This window comes from Chryseobacterium sp., assembly GCF_022712095.1.
Taxonomy (GTDB): Bacteria; Bacteroidota; Bacteroidia; order Flavobacteriales; family Weeksellaceae; genus Chryseobacterium.
On sequence record NZ_JALAHD010000302.1, the window covers coordinates 13,363 to 27,275 of the forward strand.

The following is a 13,913-nucleotide window of genomic DNA, read 5'->3' on the forward strand; positions in this document are numbered from 1 at the left end:
ATTTAATTTTGTAGTGATAAATATATTTTCTGGTTCTTACTGATCACAGTACCTTCTAATGGGAACTGTTCTTTTATTTTACCAACCCCTTTATAGTCTACACGATAACCTAAATTTTCCAGCTGCGGAATTACATTTTTACCGATTAAGCCTACTACGTTGGGCATTTGTTTATTATTTACTGCTATTTTGACATTCGGTTCTACCATTTTATTCAGGTTTACCTTTTTATCTACAAGCATTTCTTTTTCAATATTCTGAGGTGTTTTCAGGAATGTTTTTCCTGCAATTTCCTTAAATACGGGAGCTGATACTGTCCCCCCATAAATTCCTTTTGAATTGTCCGGTTCGCTGATCATGACATAGCAGGTGTATTTAGGGTTATCAGCCGGATAAAATCCAGCGAATGAAGCACGGTATTTCATTGGGCCCGGAAGCCAGTATTCAAACCTTGCCGTTCCTGTTTTTCCTGCCATTTTCAGGTTCGGAGTAAAAATGCTCCTTCCCGTTCCTTTTTCTACAGCTTTTGTGAGGGCATCGGTCATCATTTGTATGGCCTTATCAGAAGCCATTTTTTTAACCATTACCTGAGGCTTTGCTTCAAATATAACCTTACCATCTTTCATTATTTTATCAATGAATAGAGGTTTCAACATTTTCCCTTTATTAGCAACTCCATTATAAAAGGTGGTTAGCTGCATCAAATTGATATTAGATGAATATCCATAAGATATAGAAGCCAGCGTTGCTGCATTCCATCTTTTGTTTTCAGGAGTTACGATTTTCGGTTTTGTAATCCCCGGAAGTTCAATATCCATTTTATCAAAAAGCTTCCATCTTTTCAGGTGATCAAGGAAAATCTGTGGTTTGTCTGCATAGTATTTAGTGATAAGCTTTGCAGTACCTACATTACTTGATTTTGCTAAAACATCACTGATATCGTAAGTTCCTCCGCCATGCCCGTCTGAGATTTTCTGCTTTGCATAAGTCCATACTCCATTTCCAACATTGACGGTTGTATTCTCATCGATGAACCCATCATCCATTGCCGCAAGAAGAGAAATAGTCTTGAAAGTTGAACCAGGTTCGATATTATCTTTTAAGGCATAGTTGTAAGAATCTTCATATATCCCAGGTTCTATTTTCCTTAAGTTAACCATAGCACGAACCTTTCCGGTTTCCACCTCCATTACGATTACTGTTCCATGCTTTGCATCGAAATTGATAAGCTGTTTTTCTAAAGCGGAGTGTGCGATGTCCTGGATTCTTAGATCAATAGTAGTGTAAACATCTTCTCCGTCGACAGGTTCCTGAACTTTCCAGTAATCAATTGGTTTCCATTGACTTGAATTGATTCTCTGTTCGAGACGCTTACCATCCGTACCGGTTAAATATTTTGAGAAAGCACCTTCGAGGCCTGATTTGAGTTCGCCATTATCCATTCCGATAGTTCCGGCTCCAATTTCAGATGTAGCTAATTCTCTTCTGTAATTTCTGTCAACAATAAATCCACCTTTATTTTTTCCTTTTTTAAAAATTGGGAATTTTCGGATTCTGTCGTATTCATCGAAATCCAGCCCTTTTACTAATGTATAGTACTGATTTTTCTTTTTTCTCTGTTCGTCAAACTTCTTTCTGAACTCAGCTCTAGGTTTGTTGAACATTTTACTTAAAGAGTCTGTTAAAGCTCCGATATTATTATCGTATACCGTGTCTTTGATGGTTTTGAAATCCAGAAAGATGTCATAACGCATAACGGTAGTTGCTAAAATAGAACCATCCGAAGCGAATAAGTTGCCACGGGCAGCTTTTAGGGTAGCTTCACGATAATTTTTATTGATGTAATCATCTTTGATTTCCTGAACATTGGTATTTTGAAGAATAACTATTCTTCCGAGAAACAGAACAAATACGCACAAAGCCACCACTGCAAAGAGGTAGCCCCATCTTAACGTTTTTTTACGTTTGTTATCGTATTCATTTTGTTTTTGCATCTGTACTATCTAATTTTATTAATAGTTTATGAGGATGGTTTTCTAACGGCATTAATGAGTCTCTCACTACTTCCTTTCCCAATTCAGATTCCATTTTTACTTTAATCAACTTACTCTGAGCATAAGCATTCCGGGATTTATATTCTTCGGTTTCTTCTTTCAGCTCATTAACAATTTTAATTTTTTTATTGACTAAATGGTTACTGTAGATCATAGCCATCATCAGCACAAATAGTAACAAAAAATACTTATAATGTATTTTAATCTCGTCACGGTTCAGGAAGTTACCTTTTATAATATCTATAAAAGTGAGTTTCTTTTGCGGACGATATGTTGTTCTTTTTGCCAATATTCTTTTTCTTACCACCCCGTCAAAAATTTCTTTTTTGACACCCCTCCGGTGGAGGGGAATTGAAGTGGGTTTTTTATACTTTTATTCCTACACGCATTTTTGCGCTTCTTGCCCTGGGGTTTTCTTCAATTTCACTTTCATCAGGGATGATCGCTTTGCTTTTAAGCAAATCAAATGCCTTTTTATAATTTCCGTAAATATCTCTTTCCGGTTCGCCTTCAAACATTCCGTTTTTTAAAAACCTTTTAACCAGACGGTCTTCAAGAGAATGATAGGAAATGACAACCAGTCTTCCGTTGGGTTTCAGTATCTTATAAGCTTGGACGAGCATTTCTTTTAATACTTCCAGCTCCTGATTTACCTCAATTCTTATAGCCTGAAAAAGCTGAGCATAAAATTTGTTGACTTTATGAGGGGGAAGGTAGCTGAAGAGTTTTTTCAGATCTTCCGTAGTCTCAATGCTTTTGCTTTTTCTATGGTGAACAATTTCTCTGGCCAGTTTTCTTGCTTCTCTTAATTCTCCGTAATAATAGAAAAGGTCTGCAAGTTCTTCTTCTTCATATTCGTTGATCACTCTTTTGGCATCAAGGTTCTGCATCACATTCATTCTCATGTCCAGCGGAGCATTGCTTCTTGTTGAGAACCCTCTTTCTGCTTCATCAAATTGGTGGGAGGAAACTCCTAGGTCAGCAAGGATTCCATCAACCTCAGGAACTCCATACATCAGAAGGGAGTTCTCTAAAAACCTGAAGTTCTGATTGATTAATGTAAATCGAGAATCTTCAATAGTATTTTTAAGAGCATCCAAATCCTGATCAAAGCTGAATAATCTTCCTTTTTCGGAGAGTCTGCTCAAAATTTCTTTTGAGTGACCACCGCCCCCAAAAGTGCAGTCCACGTATATACCGTCAGGATTTGTCACCAAATCATCAACACTTTGTTTCAATAAAACGGGGTTATGATACATGTTTTATTTGTGTTTCGCTTATTCTACAATTTTTAGCACAGTGCTATTCTTCATCGAAAGAGCCCATTACATCTTCGGCAAGGCTTGCGAAATCGGCTTCATCGGTAGAAATCACCTTTTCATAGGCTTCTTTATCCCAGATTTCAAATAACTCTCCTGCACTGGTGATCACAATATCTTTTTTAAGATTTGCGAAGACCGTTAAGTCTTTCGAAATCTGAAGTCTTCCTGCATTATCCAATTCTACTGTTTTTACTCCTGCCGTAAACATTCTTATGAAATCAGCATTCTTTTTAATGAATCTGTTTAGTTTATTAATTTTGTCCATCAGCTTATCCCATGCTTTCATAGGGTAGACTTCCAGACAGGGTTGGAACACGGAACGCTTGACTACAAAGGCTTTATCCTCAAAGTTCTCCATCTGTTTAATTAAAGATGAAGGAACTTTTAAGCGACCTTTGTCGTCTATTTTACACTCATATGTTCCAATGAAATTCTTCATTTGGGACAAATTTATATAATTATTTCCAAAATTTCCCACTTTTTCCCACTTTTTGACTCAATGTTAATAAGTTTTATTAGAGATAGGTAGGTGTTGTTCTAAATTATTGATATGAAATACTTTATGTAAAATATGGAATCGTGCTACAGAAAAAGGTTTGGAAAAAAGTTGATAAAAGAACATTATTATATTATTTTTATTTTAAATTAGGGATATCAAAATATTTTTGAGGTTTAATTTGTATTTTTGCAGGGCTTTATTAAGGCATTTTATGATATTTAGTACAAAAAAGGAAAAGAAATATACCTATATAGAGGCAGGTGAGGGGCACCCGTTAGTTCTGTTACACGGATTAATGGGAGGTCTAAGTAATTTCGATAAGATGGTGAATTTTTTTTCGGAGAAAGGGTTTAAGGTCTATGTGCCTCAGCTACCGATCTATGATTTACCGGTACTTAATACAAATCTTACGACACTTGCAAAATATATCATCAAGTTTATTGAGAGTCATATTTCTGAGCCTGTCACCATTGTAGGAAACTCAATGGGGGGACATATCGGGCTTATATTAACTCTGGCAAGACCGGATTTAGTAAAAAACTTAGTTTTAACAGGAAGTTCAGGATTATATGAAAGGACATTTGGAGACAGCTTCCCGAGAAAAAGCGATAAATCTTATATAAGGAAGAAAACGGAAGAGGTGTTTTATAATCCGGCAGTAGCTACGGAGGATCTTGTAGATGAGGTTTTCGATGTTGTGAATGACAGGATGAAGGGAATAAAGACCGTTATGCTGGCAAGAAGTGCGATTAAGCACAATATGCTCAATGATCTTCCTAAGATTTTAACTCCAACATGCTTAATCTGGGGAAAACAGGATAATGTAACACCTCCGGAAGTAGCGGAAGATATGCATAAGTTTATTCCCAATTCTGATTTATTTTGGATCAATGAATGCGGACATGCTGCCATGATGGAGAAACCGGATGAATTCAATGAGATTCTTTATGAATGGATAAAGAATAAAATATAAAATTTACATCGGCCATTAAGAGCAATCTTAATGGTTTATTTTTCTAAAATTTTAAAAATGGTTATTAAAACAGCAGATTTTGTGAAGAGTAGTGGGAAATGGCAGGATTGTCCTGAACCCAAAATTCCTGAATATGCATTTATAGGAAGATCTAATGTGGGGAAATCATCATTAATTAATGCAATGATGAACAAGAAAGACCTGGCAAAAACATCACAAACTCCCGGAAAAACCCAGCTTATTAACCATTTTTTAGTTAATGATACCTGGTATTTAACAGATTTACCGGGATATGGCTATGCCAAGGTTTCTAAATCTCTGCGAAAAGATTTTGAGAAACTGATTACGAACTATATTCTGAACCGAAGAAATCTGGTTAACCTTTTTGTGCTGGTGGATTCAAGACACAGTCCTCAGAAAATTGATATGGAATTTATTCAATGGTGTGGAGAAAGCGGAGTTCCTTTTTCTATTGTTTTTACTAAAGCTGACAAGCTAAAACCTAATATGGTGATTAAAAATGTGGAAGATTATAAAAATGAATTGTTGAAGACATGGGAAGATTTGCCGGAACTTTATGTTACTTCTGCTGAGAAAAAGGAAGGGGGAGATGAGATTCTGAATTTTATTCAGAAAACGAATGAGTTTTTGACTAATAATAATGTAAGTTTTGATGAGTGATCGTATTATCTGGAAGATCAAAAATTTTGATGAATTTACAGTTCCCGAATTATATGAAATTTTAAAAGCCAGGGTAGACGTTTTCGTAGTGGAGCAGAATTGCCCTTATCCGGATCTGGATGGCTATGATGAAACAGCAATTCACCTTTGGGCGGAACAGGATTGTGAGATTTTAGCCTATTGCAGGATTTTCGATAAAGGAATCAAATATAATGAAACTTCTATAGGAAGGGTTCTTACCACGGAAAAGGCAAGAGGTAAGAGTTTAGGAAAACAGCTGATACAGTATGCGGTGGAAACTATAGAAAATCGTTTTCATACTTCGGAGGTAAGAATCTCTGCACAGGATTACCTTTTAAGATTCTATGGTGGGTTCGGTTTTGAAGATACCGGAAAAAAATATCTTGAGGATGATATTCCGCATACGGAAATGATAAGAAAATAAATAAGAGGAGAAATTAATAATTTCCTCCTCTTTCACTATATATTGAAGGGGATTAGTTTTTGAGAATCATTATTTTCTGAATAAGCGGCTCTAAATTGGATGGCAGATCAGCTGATTTTACCTGATAGCTTTTAACATCCATTCCCTTTAGCCAATCTTCCCAATATTTTCTTATAACTCCTTCTTCAAACGGATTTCCTTTTTCGGGATTGATTCCTAAGACAATTACTTCAAGGTTTTTTAAATCATCATTTGCTTTGATGAATCCTAATTTTTCTTTTTCAATCTTAGATTTATAATTTGAAGTTGTAAGACCTAGTGAGTTGATCAGGTTGGAGGTCAGATATGAGGTTTCAGTTCCTTGGGAAAATTTAGAATTATCATGATACATATATCCGTCAGTTAAAATAAAAAGGATATTTCTATGGTGATCTTTAATACAGTAATCCTTTACCTTATTACTGAAGAATCCCCAGATATCTGATCCTACATAATTTCCATCCCGAATGGCTGATTGGTAAATCTCTGATGAGAAAGCTGCATACCTTTTTTTGATGGTATCAATGCTATCTTTGAAGTCATTTCTTTTAAATGAAATTCTCAGCTGTTTGATAAGGTTATTCATTTGAGGGCTTGAGGGTTCAGGATTGAAGAAGATCTGCATCTGATCATCAAGCTGTATCATTTTTTTTGCTTGAATGTGGTCTGTAAAGCCTTTATTGATAGCTTTTATATATTCAATGTCTCTTTGAAAATATGGCATAGTACCATTCGGGTGTTTTATGGTATCTATTCTGTCAGAAAGATCAATTAATATGCTTACATTAAGATTTTTAGAAATGGAGGAATCTTGTTTGTTTTCTTCCTCTGATTCCGCTTTTACTTTACAGCAAGAAGCTAGGGAGATGATTAACAATAAGTAAAGTAATTTTCTCATGAGATGATTTTATAATTCGGATAAATAAACTGAGTTTTGATTATTGGTATGGGCACCTACACTTTCAAGATTAAGATTGTATTGTTCTATACATTCTTCAATCATGAGTTGTTTTTCAGATTTTGCAATGGCGATCTTTTCACCGATATAGGTAATCCAGCCCTGTACATATTCCGAAGCATAAAGTTTATAATCTTTTGTAGGAATAATAACTCCATCGATGATGGTTTGTAATTCTTCAATTCTTCCTTTAGCCTGAATTATAAATTCTTTTGAGCTTTCTATGCTGTTTTTAATGTCTTCTGTCTTTTGCTTGAGACTGTTAATTTTCTCCTGCAAAAAAAGGATGCTTTTCTGTCTTATAGTCTGTTCGTTCTTGATCTTGTCTTTTTCTCTGTGCTCTTTCATTACAAAATCAAATACCAATCCCCAGATAATATATACTACAAAACCGGCAAAAATAATTCCCCAGAATTTATATCGGGTAAAAGCAATATAAAGATTGAATTGTTCCGAAGAGGAAACTCTTTCCAATTCGAAGATTCTTGCTTCAATAGCGTAGGCTAAAATAACATCAAAGACAAAAGTTATTAAAAATAAGAATGCGATTTTACAGTAATTCCCCCAGCTTTTATTTTCCCCAAACATATGGATAAGGTATCCTAACCCCAGAAATACAAAAGGAATTAAAGTAACAAAAGCTCCTTCAATAGGACCGTCCACCCATGCTTTGCTGAAAGCCTGAGCATCTAATATATTGGGAATGATATCACTGTTTATATTATAGTTTTTGAAAAATGCCGAATAGGAAGTAGAGATATAAAAAGTAAATAAGTAAAGGCTTATGGGTATCAGGAGTAATAACCCGATCCAGAATTTTGTGGAAGCTCCTTTTGTGGCATTAACATTATATTTTTCCGGATTTCTGGGCAGGTCATTGATTTCGGCTTTTAACTCTTCAATGGCATGCTGAAATGTTTCGATCTCAGCATTAATTTCTTTTAACCTGTCTCCTTTATTTTCTATAGAAACAGTTAAAGCTTTTACTTCAGTAAATTTATTCTGTTGCTCATTGATATAGGCCTCTTTAAGTTTATTTTGTTTATCCACCATTTCTTTTTCTTCATTTTGAAATTTGGAATAAATGGCGTGAAGACAAATGGATAGGGTAGCATGATTACCATGGTTTCTTGAACTGTCCCTAAAGCCCGTTTCGTGGTAGGTTCTTTTTCTTATTTCTTCTGATGACTCCGGATCGGAGTCTGTTTCTTTTTTTTGAGGTTCTTCAGGTTGAGATTCTATAGTGGCAGATTTTAACCTGAAAAGATTTTTGATGGGCATATTCATAGGTATTAGTCTTTTAATTCATATAAGATTTCTGATTTTCTTTTTCCTTGTTGTACGGCATTGATGAGGTACTCGATGATAGCATTTACATTTTCTTCTACAAATCCGAACAGTATTACATATTTTTCCAGAGCGGAATATTCATCAGTAGAAATTATTCCGTCAGCCCAGATCATAACTGCCAGATCATAGAGGCAATCTACTTTTTCTTCCAGAGTTTGTGGAAGAGTCGATCTAAAATTGATAGGATTTAAAAAGATTTCATCTAAATTTTCATTGGGAATATCTTTTTCTTCTGCACATTTATATAAAGCATTTAGCTCTTCTGCAGTAAACTGATTGTCACAGATGGCCATTTGATAGAGCCTCAGAAATTGTGCTTTCAGGGCTTCGGTAATTGGACTGTTTTCCATGGGATTATTCTTGTTTTTTTATTCTGGGATTGAGGATAATATCTCTTTTTCCTACAGATGGTGAGACTGAACGATATTCGGTTTCTTCTTCTGGTTCTTCATCTTTCTTCTCTGTAGGTTTTTTTACAAAGGCAAGTAATAGAAATAATACTCCTACAATGATATCCAGTGGAATCCAAATGCTTTTTCTATACAGATAGATTGGAAATAGCGGATTAAACAGAAACAGAACAGCAAGGAAAATTATACTGAGATAGTATTCTTTTGATACTGTAGAATAGTAGATGACAAGAGCAGCACCGGTTGACACCAAAATTCTGAGGAAAGTATAATATTCTATCGGAAGTGTGAAAACACCTATAAAACAACTTATAGCACAGAACGTAAAGAAAGGCTTCATTTTATCGCTGTAAGTTATTATACTTGTAATTAAAACGGTCTTCCGACATAAAAATGAAAGATAAAAAATCAAATAAAGCAATAACCGAAGGAATAAAAGTCCAACAGAATATCAGATAGAATATTCCTTTTGTTCCCTGATCTAAATAAAATCTGTGGATACCCAGCCCACCTAAAAATAAGGCAAGCATTGAAGCAGTAAATTTTGATTTCATACTTAGACTCTTGATAATATCTCGTTCTTTTTATTTTCAAATTCTTCCGCTGAAATGATTCCCACATCAGACAATCCTTTTAATTTCTGTAATAATATAAAAGGATCTTCCTCTGTATTACTTTCCGGAGAGATAGTAGAGGGATTAGGAGTATTATTCACCGTAATTCCACCACCGGCAGCAGCTCTTTTATTTTCTAGTTCCATTTCTCTTCGGAAACTTCTCATCTCTTCTTCTTTTTCCTGTGCCGACTGATAAAGTTTTCTGGCTTGTTTTTTTGGAAGATAATCCATCATCACAATAAAGTTTTTGACAGTTTTCATACTAAAAGTAGCTCCCATGATTCCTTCACTAATATGACAGTCCAGAACGTCTTTCCATACAAAGTCCTGAAAATCCATTGATAAACCGAAAGTTTTAGGCTTACAGAAGATAATTCTCCGGTTGGTAAGCGCAATACAATCCGGAGATAGGTTGAGAGCCGGTTTTTTCTGGACGGCAATATATTCTACGGATTCATTAGAAGTAAGAAGACCGGTAATTCTTTCCAAAAGTTTTTCTACTGCTTTGGGGTCTTGGTCTTCGTTTAAGAATTTTTTTAAATTATTGATCATAGCTTTAGCTTTTTATTGAATGTCATTCTGATGAATGAAGCCAATGACTCCATTCTTTTTTACTTTTATTTTATACCATTTTCCTTCTTTGGATAGTATAATGAGAGAAGTATTTTTGTCTACCTGCATTAGAGTTTTGGATTTGAGAGATGGTTTTTGGTAGACCTTAGTTGTTGTATTTGTAATTACTGTATTATTGTTATTGGAGTTGATTGACACCGAGACATCACCAATAAAAACATCAGGGGCTTTTGAAGATTTACCTTTTGAAATCCTTTTTGATGAGGTTTTAGATTTTGGAGAGTAGTTACTTGGTCTATAGTAGCTTTCAGAGGAGTTGGTTTTTTTTGATGATGTTTTTTTACAGACTCCGCAGCTTCCTCCGCTTTTGCAATGAGCGCAGCCTGAACAATTGGTGCATGCAAAACAATTTGCAGCTCCGGTACATCTTCCTCCCGAATGGAGATCTGACGGAGAGGAGGACAAAAAGGAATTGGAAATAAAACCTCCGATTATAATTATGAGGATAGATATGAATGTTTTCATGATAGGTTAAGGAGATACATCCAGTATTAAATGGTTTCATCAATTACTTCTGCCAATGGAGCATTTCTTTTCACCGATCCGATCCCTGTTTCCATGGAAGCTTTGGAGCTGTAAAGCTGACTTTTTCCAATAATTTCACCATTTCTGGCTTTCAATACAAAATAATCTTTGTCATTAACAGCCGTTTTTCTTTCGAATCTTAGGTCGTCCTGAGAATTGATTCTTACCGATTCTATTCCTTTACGGCAGGATGCCTTTTGAACGTATCCTTCACTGGTCAAAACAACCTCACCGTTTTTTGCTTTGAGATTAAATTGGAATTCATCATTCCTTCTTTTACTGATTATAAATTTTCCCATAATTGTTGATTTTATGGTTCAAAAGTAAAACGACTGGGAACAAAAAAATTACGGGAAACCTCATTTAAACAAAAAACCTTTCAAAAGTTTGAAAGGCTTATAATTGCTTTAATTATCAAATTATATAATTCCGAGATCTTTAAAAAAAGCTACAAGTTGCTGGTTGCTATTCACTTGTAATTCTTGTTTGAGAAGGCTTAATCTTTTTTCAATACTGCTTAAACTGCTGGGTTTAATATTATTACTTTTAAAATAAGTGGGAATATTTTTTTGAAGAACTCCCTGAGAAAGAAGGGAAACTATATTGATATCATAAGATGAAAATTCATAGGTATTAAGCTTTTTTACCTCTTCTTTCAGATCGAGTGAAAGGTAATTTTTATTGTTGTATACGGCAGTAATTGCTTTTTTCAGTTCTTTAGAATCATTTCTGGCTTTACGTACATATCCGTTAACTTCATATTCTGAAAATAGAGAATCTATAATAGCAGATTTATGTTCGGCGGAAAAAACAATTATTTTTAGATTCGGTTGCTCTTCTCTGATCCGTTCGATTAAAATGCGGCCGTCTTTTATCTTCTGTTCATTATGATCCTCTTCATAATAAAGATCTGTAATAAGTAAATCGTAAGGCTCATTGTAACGGAGTGCTTTTTTTACTCTCCCTAAAGCGTCATCACAATAATACACACAGTCAATATTTTGAATGTTAAGTTCTTCTAAAGTTTTCTGCACGGAAAGATTAGCACTTTCGAAGTCTTCGGATATTAAAATTTTTTTGAACATTTTCTTTGTTTTTAAGATACCGGGATTACTATATTTACTTTTAATCCTTTCTCAGTTTTGGTGTCAAAAATAACATCTCCGGCAATTATTTGTATGCGGGAAACCACATTCCGACCATTTTTATGAATGACATTCCCCGCTACTCCAATTCCATTGTCGGAATAGCCTATAGATACAGTGTTATTCTTTCTTTCAAATTTTAAAACCACCCTTTCCGCATGGCTATGTTTTTTCATATTTACCAGCAGTTCGCGAATTACCTGATAAATTTCTTCTTCTGTTGTTTTACTGAACCCGTTCCAGAGATCTGAATCATTACCGGCGATATAAGTCTTCACTTTTTCATTGTTAAAGGAAGCGATAAGCTGAGAAAGTCTTTCATTAAAGTTCTGTTCTTTAGCTGAAAGTTGATCATGAGAAATATCCCGGGATTTTTCATAAACGAACTCCAGTTCATCGAGTGCTTTTTCTTTATCAAAGTTTTCCTGATTTTCTATTTTGGTCATCACCTGATAAATACCGTTGGCTACGACGTCATGAACTTTTTTGGAATACCTGAGTTCTGTGTTTTTTACTTTAAGTTCTAATGTTTTTTTTCTTTTTCTGAACCAGAAAACACCCAGAATTAGAAGAGAGAATAAACCAATAACGATGGCAACTAATCTTAAGATAGCAGTTTCTTTCTCTGCATTTTCTTTATTCTTTTTTTCTACATCAAATTTAATGATGGCAAACTTGTCTTTTGCTTTAATTCTTTCAGTTTCAATGCTATCTTTAAGAGAGATATATTTTTCAAAAATTTTGGAATAATTTATTGGATCGAGAATTACTAACTTTTGTAAACTTTCTAATCTATCATCTGGACTTTTATTTTGAGATGCGATATTGTACATCTCCTGAGTAAAAAATAAAGCTTTAGATTTATCTTTCTTTATATAGTAGTCCGCAAAAGTTGCCAAACTGGAGTTAACACCTTGGTCGTCTTTTTGTCTGATCCGGATTTGCCATGCTTTTTGAAGTTCTGGAACAGGGTTATAGGCCTCGCTTTCCAGAAATTTAGCTTTTGCAAGATTGTTAAGCGCTCGTGCATAATCAATACTATCTGTTGTTCTTAAAGCAATTTCAAAAAAAGGTTTTGCTAAAATAGCTTTATCCTGTTCCAGATAAGTATCCCCTATATTATTATAATAAGTTAATGTATTTTCTTTTTGAGAGGAGTTAGCTATTGCATGTTTATAATAAGTTATTGCGTCATTATAATTTTTCAGATTTTTTGAGGATATAGCTATAGAATTATAATTTGATGATTTTATTTCTTTAGAAATGCTGTCTTGCTTTTCATATAAAAGTTTTTCAGCTTCAATAGAGCTGGAAATGCTGCCATAATAGTCTCCTTTATTACATTGTATAATAGCTATGTTGGTGATAGCCCGTGCTGCTTCCAAGCTGTCATTTTGTTTTATTAGTTCTTCTTTAGCTTTAGTATAATATATATAAGCAGAATCGATATTTCCTGAATCTCTGCATATTTCTGCTTTCTTTAAATTTAAGTTTTTGGTTTTTATATCATTTTTGATTTTCTCTTTGCAACTAATAAATAGTAAGCAAAAGAAAAGAATAAATTTTTTCACGGTTTTTTTTTCTAATATACAAAAAGGAAGCAATATTAATACTGCTTCCTTTGCTGTTGATTATTAAGGTGTTGGTGGCTTCTGTCCTGTGTTGCCTCCTGTGTCGCCGGGATCTATTCCTTCTCCTACATCAGAGTTTAATACTGTAATAGGTGAATTATTATCGATTGTATTTACGTTATTATTGTTATTAAATGCTAATCCAAGTAGCATTAAAATGAATTGTAGCATGAGTTCAAAAATTTAAAATTGAGACTGTTTTTCTTCCTCTCGTGATTTTTTTACCACGAGCTGTACACGATTGAAAAAGAAGCGCTTCTTTAAATTTTTGGGAAGTGAACCTTCAAAAACGGAGGGAAAACATCTGCTTCCCAACCCGGAGCTTTACCCCCGTTTTATCTGGTAGTTTGAAATTAATTTTGTTTTTAGTTTTTCTTTGTTTATCACTGATTTCTATGGCAAAGAAACAACGAAAAGGACCCGAGGGGGTAGAAAGTTCTTGGAAACTTTTTGGAAACTTTTCCAAAGAATTATTTTAATGGTTTTTGCTCGTTTTAAGGATTTCCGTAATTTATTCTGATAATAATGTTTTATTTTTTTAGCACTAATTTTTATAGTTATGTCAAAGTTTTTATCACAGAAAAAAAAATTGCTTGAAGATGTTTTTAAGAAAGCATCTGAAGAAGCTACAG

Annotated in this window: 19 protein-coding genes; 3 read left to right on the top strand and 16 right to left on the bottom strand. The window is 34.3% G+C overall.

The window, feature by feature from the left end:
• Nucleotides 1-2 precede the first annotated feature (2 nt).
• From Q0A18_RS15325 to mraZ, 4 genes are all read right to left on the bottom strand, one after another.
• Nucleotides 3-1,994 (bottom strand): penicillin-binding transpeptidase domain-containing protein, encoded by a 1,992-nt coding sequence (locus tag Q0A18_RS15325; RefSeq protein WP_292011034.1) that lies wholly within the window; start codon nt 1,992-1,994, stop codon nt 3-5.
• Complete coding sequence (locus Q0A18_RS15330; protein ID WP_292011035.1) at nt 1,978-2,343, bottom strand: FtsL-like putative cell division protein; 366 nt, start codon at nt 2,341-2,343, stop codon at nt 1,978-1,980. Before Q0A18_RS15330 ends, Q0A18_RS15325 begins: the two co-directional genes overlap by 17 nt.
• Before the next feature lie 76 nt (nt 2,344-2,419).
• On the bottom strand, nt 2,420-3,313 hold the full coding sequence (rsmH, locus tag Q0A18_RS15335; RefSeq protein ID WP_292011036.1) for a 16S rRNA (cytosine(1402)-N(4))-methyltransferase RsmH: 894 nt from the start codon (nt 3,311-3,313) through the stop codon (nt 2,420-2,422).
• A gap of 43 nt (nt 3,314-3,356) precedes the next feature.
• Nucleotides 3,357-3,815, bottom strand: coding sequence for a division/cell wall cluster transcriptional repressor MraZ (gene mraZ / locus Q0A18_RS15340; RefSeq protein ID WP_292011037.1), 459 nt, complete (start codon nt 3,813-3,815; stop codon nt 3,357-3,359).
• 271 nt (nt 3,816-4,086) lie between these two features.
• Here mraZ and Q0A18_RS15345 point away from each other — a divergent pair, with 271 nt between their 5' ends.
• From Q0A18_RS15345 to Q0A18_RS15355, 3 genes are read left to right on the top strand one after another with little or no spacing between them, the layout of a single operon-like run.
• The gene (locus tag Q0A18_RS15345) at nt 4,087-4,848 is read left to right on the top strand and encodes an alpha/beta hydrolase (RefSeq protein WP_292011038.1); all 762 of its coding nucleotides are present in this window, start codon (nt 4,087-4,089) and stop codon (nt 4,846-4,848) included.
• A gap of 57 nt (nt 4,849-4,905) precedes the next feature.
• On the top strand, nt 4,906-5,529 hold the full coding sequence (gene yihA / locus Q0A18_RS15350) for a ribosome biogenesis GTP-binding protein YihA/YsxC (protein WP_292011039.1): 624 nt from the start codon (nt 4,906-4,908) through the stop codon (nt 5,527-5,529).
• Entirely contained in the window at nt 5,522-5,974 is a 453-nt protein-coding gene (locus Q0A18_RS15355) for a GNAT family N-acetyltransferase (RefSeq protein WP_292011040.1), read from the top strand. Before yihA ends, Q0A18_RS15355 begins: the two co-directional genes overlap by 8 nt.
• 52 nt (nt 5,975-6,026) lie before the next feature.
• Here the strand turns inward: Q0A18_RS15355 and Q0A18_RS15360 are convergent, their stop codons facing one another.
• From Q0A18_RS15360 to Q0A18_RS15415, 12 genes are all read right to left on the bottom strand, one after another.
• Nucleotides 6,027-6,911 (bottom strand): hypothetical protein, encoded by an 885-nt coding sequence (locus Q0A18_RS15360; RefSeq protein WP_292011041.1) that lies wholly within the window; start codon nt 6,909-6,911, stop codon nt 6,027-6,029.
• Nucleotides 6,912-6,920: 9 nt separating this feature from the next.
• A complete protein-coding gene (locus Q0A18_RS15365) occupies nt 6,921-8,252 on the bottom strand; it encodes a beta-carotene 15,15'-monooxygenase (RefSeq protein ID WP_292011042.1) in 1,332 nt (443 codons plus the stop codon).
• Nucleotides 8,253-8,263: 11 nt separating this feature from the next.
• Nucleotides 8,264-8,671: a hypothetical protein gene (locus Q0A18_RS15370; RefSeq protein WP_292011043.1), complete on the bottom strand. Its 408-nt coding sequence runs from the start codon at nt 8,669-8,671 to the stop codon at nt 8,264-8,266.
• Nucleotides 8,672-8,675: 4 nt separating this feature from the next.
• Nucleotides 8,676-9,071 carry a DUF6804 family protein gene (locus tag Q0A18_RS15375; protein ID WP_292011044.1) on the bottom strand — a complete coding sequence of 132 codons (396 nt, stop codon included), beginning with the start codon at nt 9,069-9,071 and terminating at the stop codon, nt 8,676-8,678.
• Nucleotide 9,072: 1 nt separating this feature from the next.
• Nucleotides 9,073-9,285 carry a TM2 domain-containing protein gene (locus tag Q0A18_RS15380; RefSeq protein ID WP_292011045.1) on the bottom strand — a complete coding sequence of 71 codons (213 nt, stop codon included), beginning with the start codon at nt 9,283-9,285 and terminating at the stop codon, nt 9,073-9,075.
• Between the two features lie 2 nt (nt 9,286-9,287).
• Nucleotides 9,288-9,899 carry a PH domain-containing protein gene (locus tag Q0A18_RS15385; protein WP_292011046.1) on the bottom strand — a complete coding sequence of 204 codons (612 nt, stop codon included), beginning with the start codon at nt 9,897-9,899 and terminating at the stop codon, nt 9,288-9,290.
• Between the two features lie 12 nt (nt 9,900-9,911).
• Nucleotides 9,912-10,445 (bottom strand): SH3 domain-containing protein, encoded by a 534-nt coding sequence (locus tag Q0A18_RS15390; RefSeq protein ID WP_292011047.1) that lies wholly within the window; start codon nt 10,443-10,445, stop codon nt 9,912-9,914.
• 26 nt (nt 10,446-10,471) lie between these two features.
• Complete coding sequence (locus Q0A18_RS15395) at nt 10,472-10,804, bottom strand: YegP family protein (RefSeq protein ID WP_292011048.1); 333 nt, start codon at nt 10,802-10,804, stop codon at nt 10,472-10,474.
• 120 nt (nt 10,805-10,924) lie between these two features.
• Nucleotides 10,925-11,590, bottom strand: a complete 666-nt coding sequence (locus Q0A18_RS15400) for a response regulator (protein ID WP_292011049.1) — start codon at nt 11,588-11,590, stop codon at nt 10,925-10,927.
• A gap of 11 nt (nt 11,591-11,601) precedes the next feature.
• Complete coding sequence (locus tag Q0A18_RS15405) at nt 11,602-13,221, bottom strand: tetratricopeptide repeat-containing sensor histidine kinase (RefSeq protein WP_292011050.1); 1,620 nt, start codon at nt 13,219-13,221, stop codon at nt 11,602-11,604.
• Between the two features lie 63 nt (nt 13,222-13,284).
• Complete coding sequence (locus tag Q0A18_RS15410; protein ID WP_292011051.1) at nt 13,285-13,452, bottom strand: hypothetical protein; 168 nt, start codon at nt 13,450-13,452, stop codon at nt 13,285-13,287.
• A gap of 222 nt (nt 13,453-13,674) precedes the next feature.
• On the bottom strand, nt 13,675-13,913 hold a 239-nt coding region (locus Q0A18_RS15415), incomplete at its 5' end, for a hypothetical protein (protein WP_292011052.1).

What these genes read in the sequence shown, in the direction of transcription:
- Q0A18_RS15325 (WP_292011034.1), bottom strand. Translation starts at nt 1,994, where the DNA reads ATGCAAAAACAAAATGAATACGATAACAAACGTAAAAAAACGTTAAGA.
- rsmH (WP_292011036.1), bottom strand. Translation starts at nt 3,313, where the DNA reads ATGTATCATAACCCCGTTTTATTGAAACAAAGTGTTGATGATTTGGTG.
- mraZ (WP_292011037.1), bottom strand. Translation starts at nt 3,815, where the DNA reads ATGAAGAATTTCATTGGAACATATGAGTGTAAAATAGACGACAAAGGT.
- Q0A18_RS15345 (WP_292011038.1), top strand. Translation starts at nt 4,087, where the DNA reads ATGATATTTAGTACAAAAAAGGAAAAGAAATATACCTATATAGAGGCA.
- yihA (WP_292011039.1), top strand. Translation starts at nt 4,906, where the DNA reads ATGGTTATTAAAACAGCAGATTTTGTGAAGAGTAGTGGGAAATGGCAG.
- Q0A18_RS15355 (WP_292011040.1), top strand. Translation starts at nt 5,522, where the DNA reads ATGAGTGATCGTATTATCTGGAAGATCAAAAATTTTGATGAATTTACA.
- Q0A18_RS15360 (WP_292011041.1), bottom strand. Translation starts at nt 6,911, where the DNA reads ATGAGAAAATTACTTTACTTATTGTTAATCATCTCCCTAGCTTCTTGC.
- Q0A18_RS15365 (WP_292011042.1), bottom strand. Translation starts at nt 8,252, where the DNA reads ATGCCCATCAAAAATCTTTTCAGGTTAAAATCTGCCACTATAGAATCT.
- Q0A18_RS15370 (WP_292011043.1), bottom strand. Translation starts at nt 8,671, where the DNA reads ATGGAAAACAGTCCAATTACCGAAGCCCTGAAAGCACAATTTCTGAGG.
- Q0A18_RS15375 (WP_292011044.1), bottom strand. Translation starts at nt 9,071, where the DNA reads ATGAAGCCTTTCTTTACGTTCTGTGCTATAAGTTGTTTTATAGGTGTT.
- Q0A18_RS15380 (WP_292011045.1), bottom strand. Translation starts at nt 9,285, where the DNA reads ATGAAATCAAAATTTACTGCTTCAATGCTTGCCTTATTTTTAGGTGGG.
- Q0A18_RS15385 (WP_292011046.1), bottom strand. Translation starts at nt 9,899, where the DNA reads ATGATCAATAATTTAAAAAAATTCTTAAACGAAGACCAAGACCCCAAA.
- Q0A18_RS15390 (WP_292011047.1), bottom strand. Translation starts at nt 10,445, where the DNA reads ATGAAAACATTCATATCTATCCTCATAATTATAATCGGAGGTTTTATT.
- Q0A18_RS15395 (WP_292011048.1), bottom strand. Translation starts at nt 10,804, where the DNA reads ATGGGAAAATTTATAATCAGTAAAAGAAGGAATGATGAATTCCAATTT.
- Q0A18_RS15400 (WP_292011049.1), bottom strand. Translation starts at nt 11,590, where the DNA reads ATGTTCAAAAAAATTTTAATATCCGAAGACTTCGAAAGTGCTAATCTT.
- Q0A18_RS15410 (WP_292011051.1), bottom strand. Translation starts at nt 13,452, where the DNA reads ATGCTACAATTCATTTTAATGCTACTTGGATTAGCATTTAATAACAAT.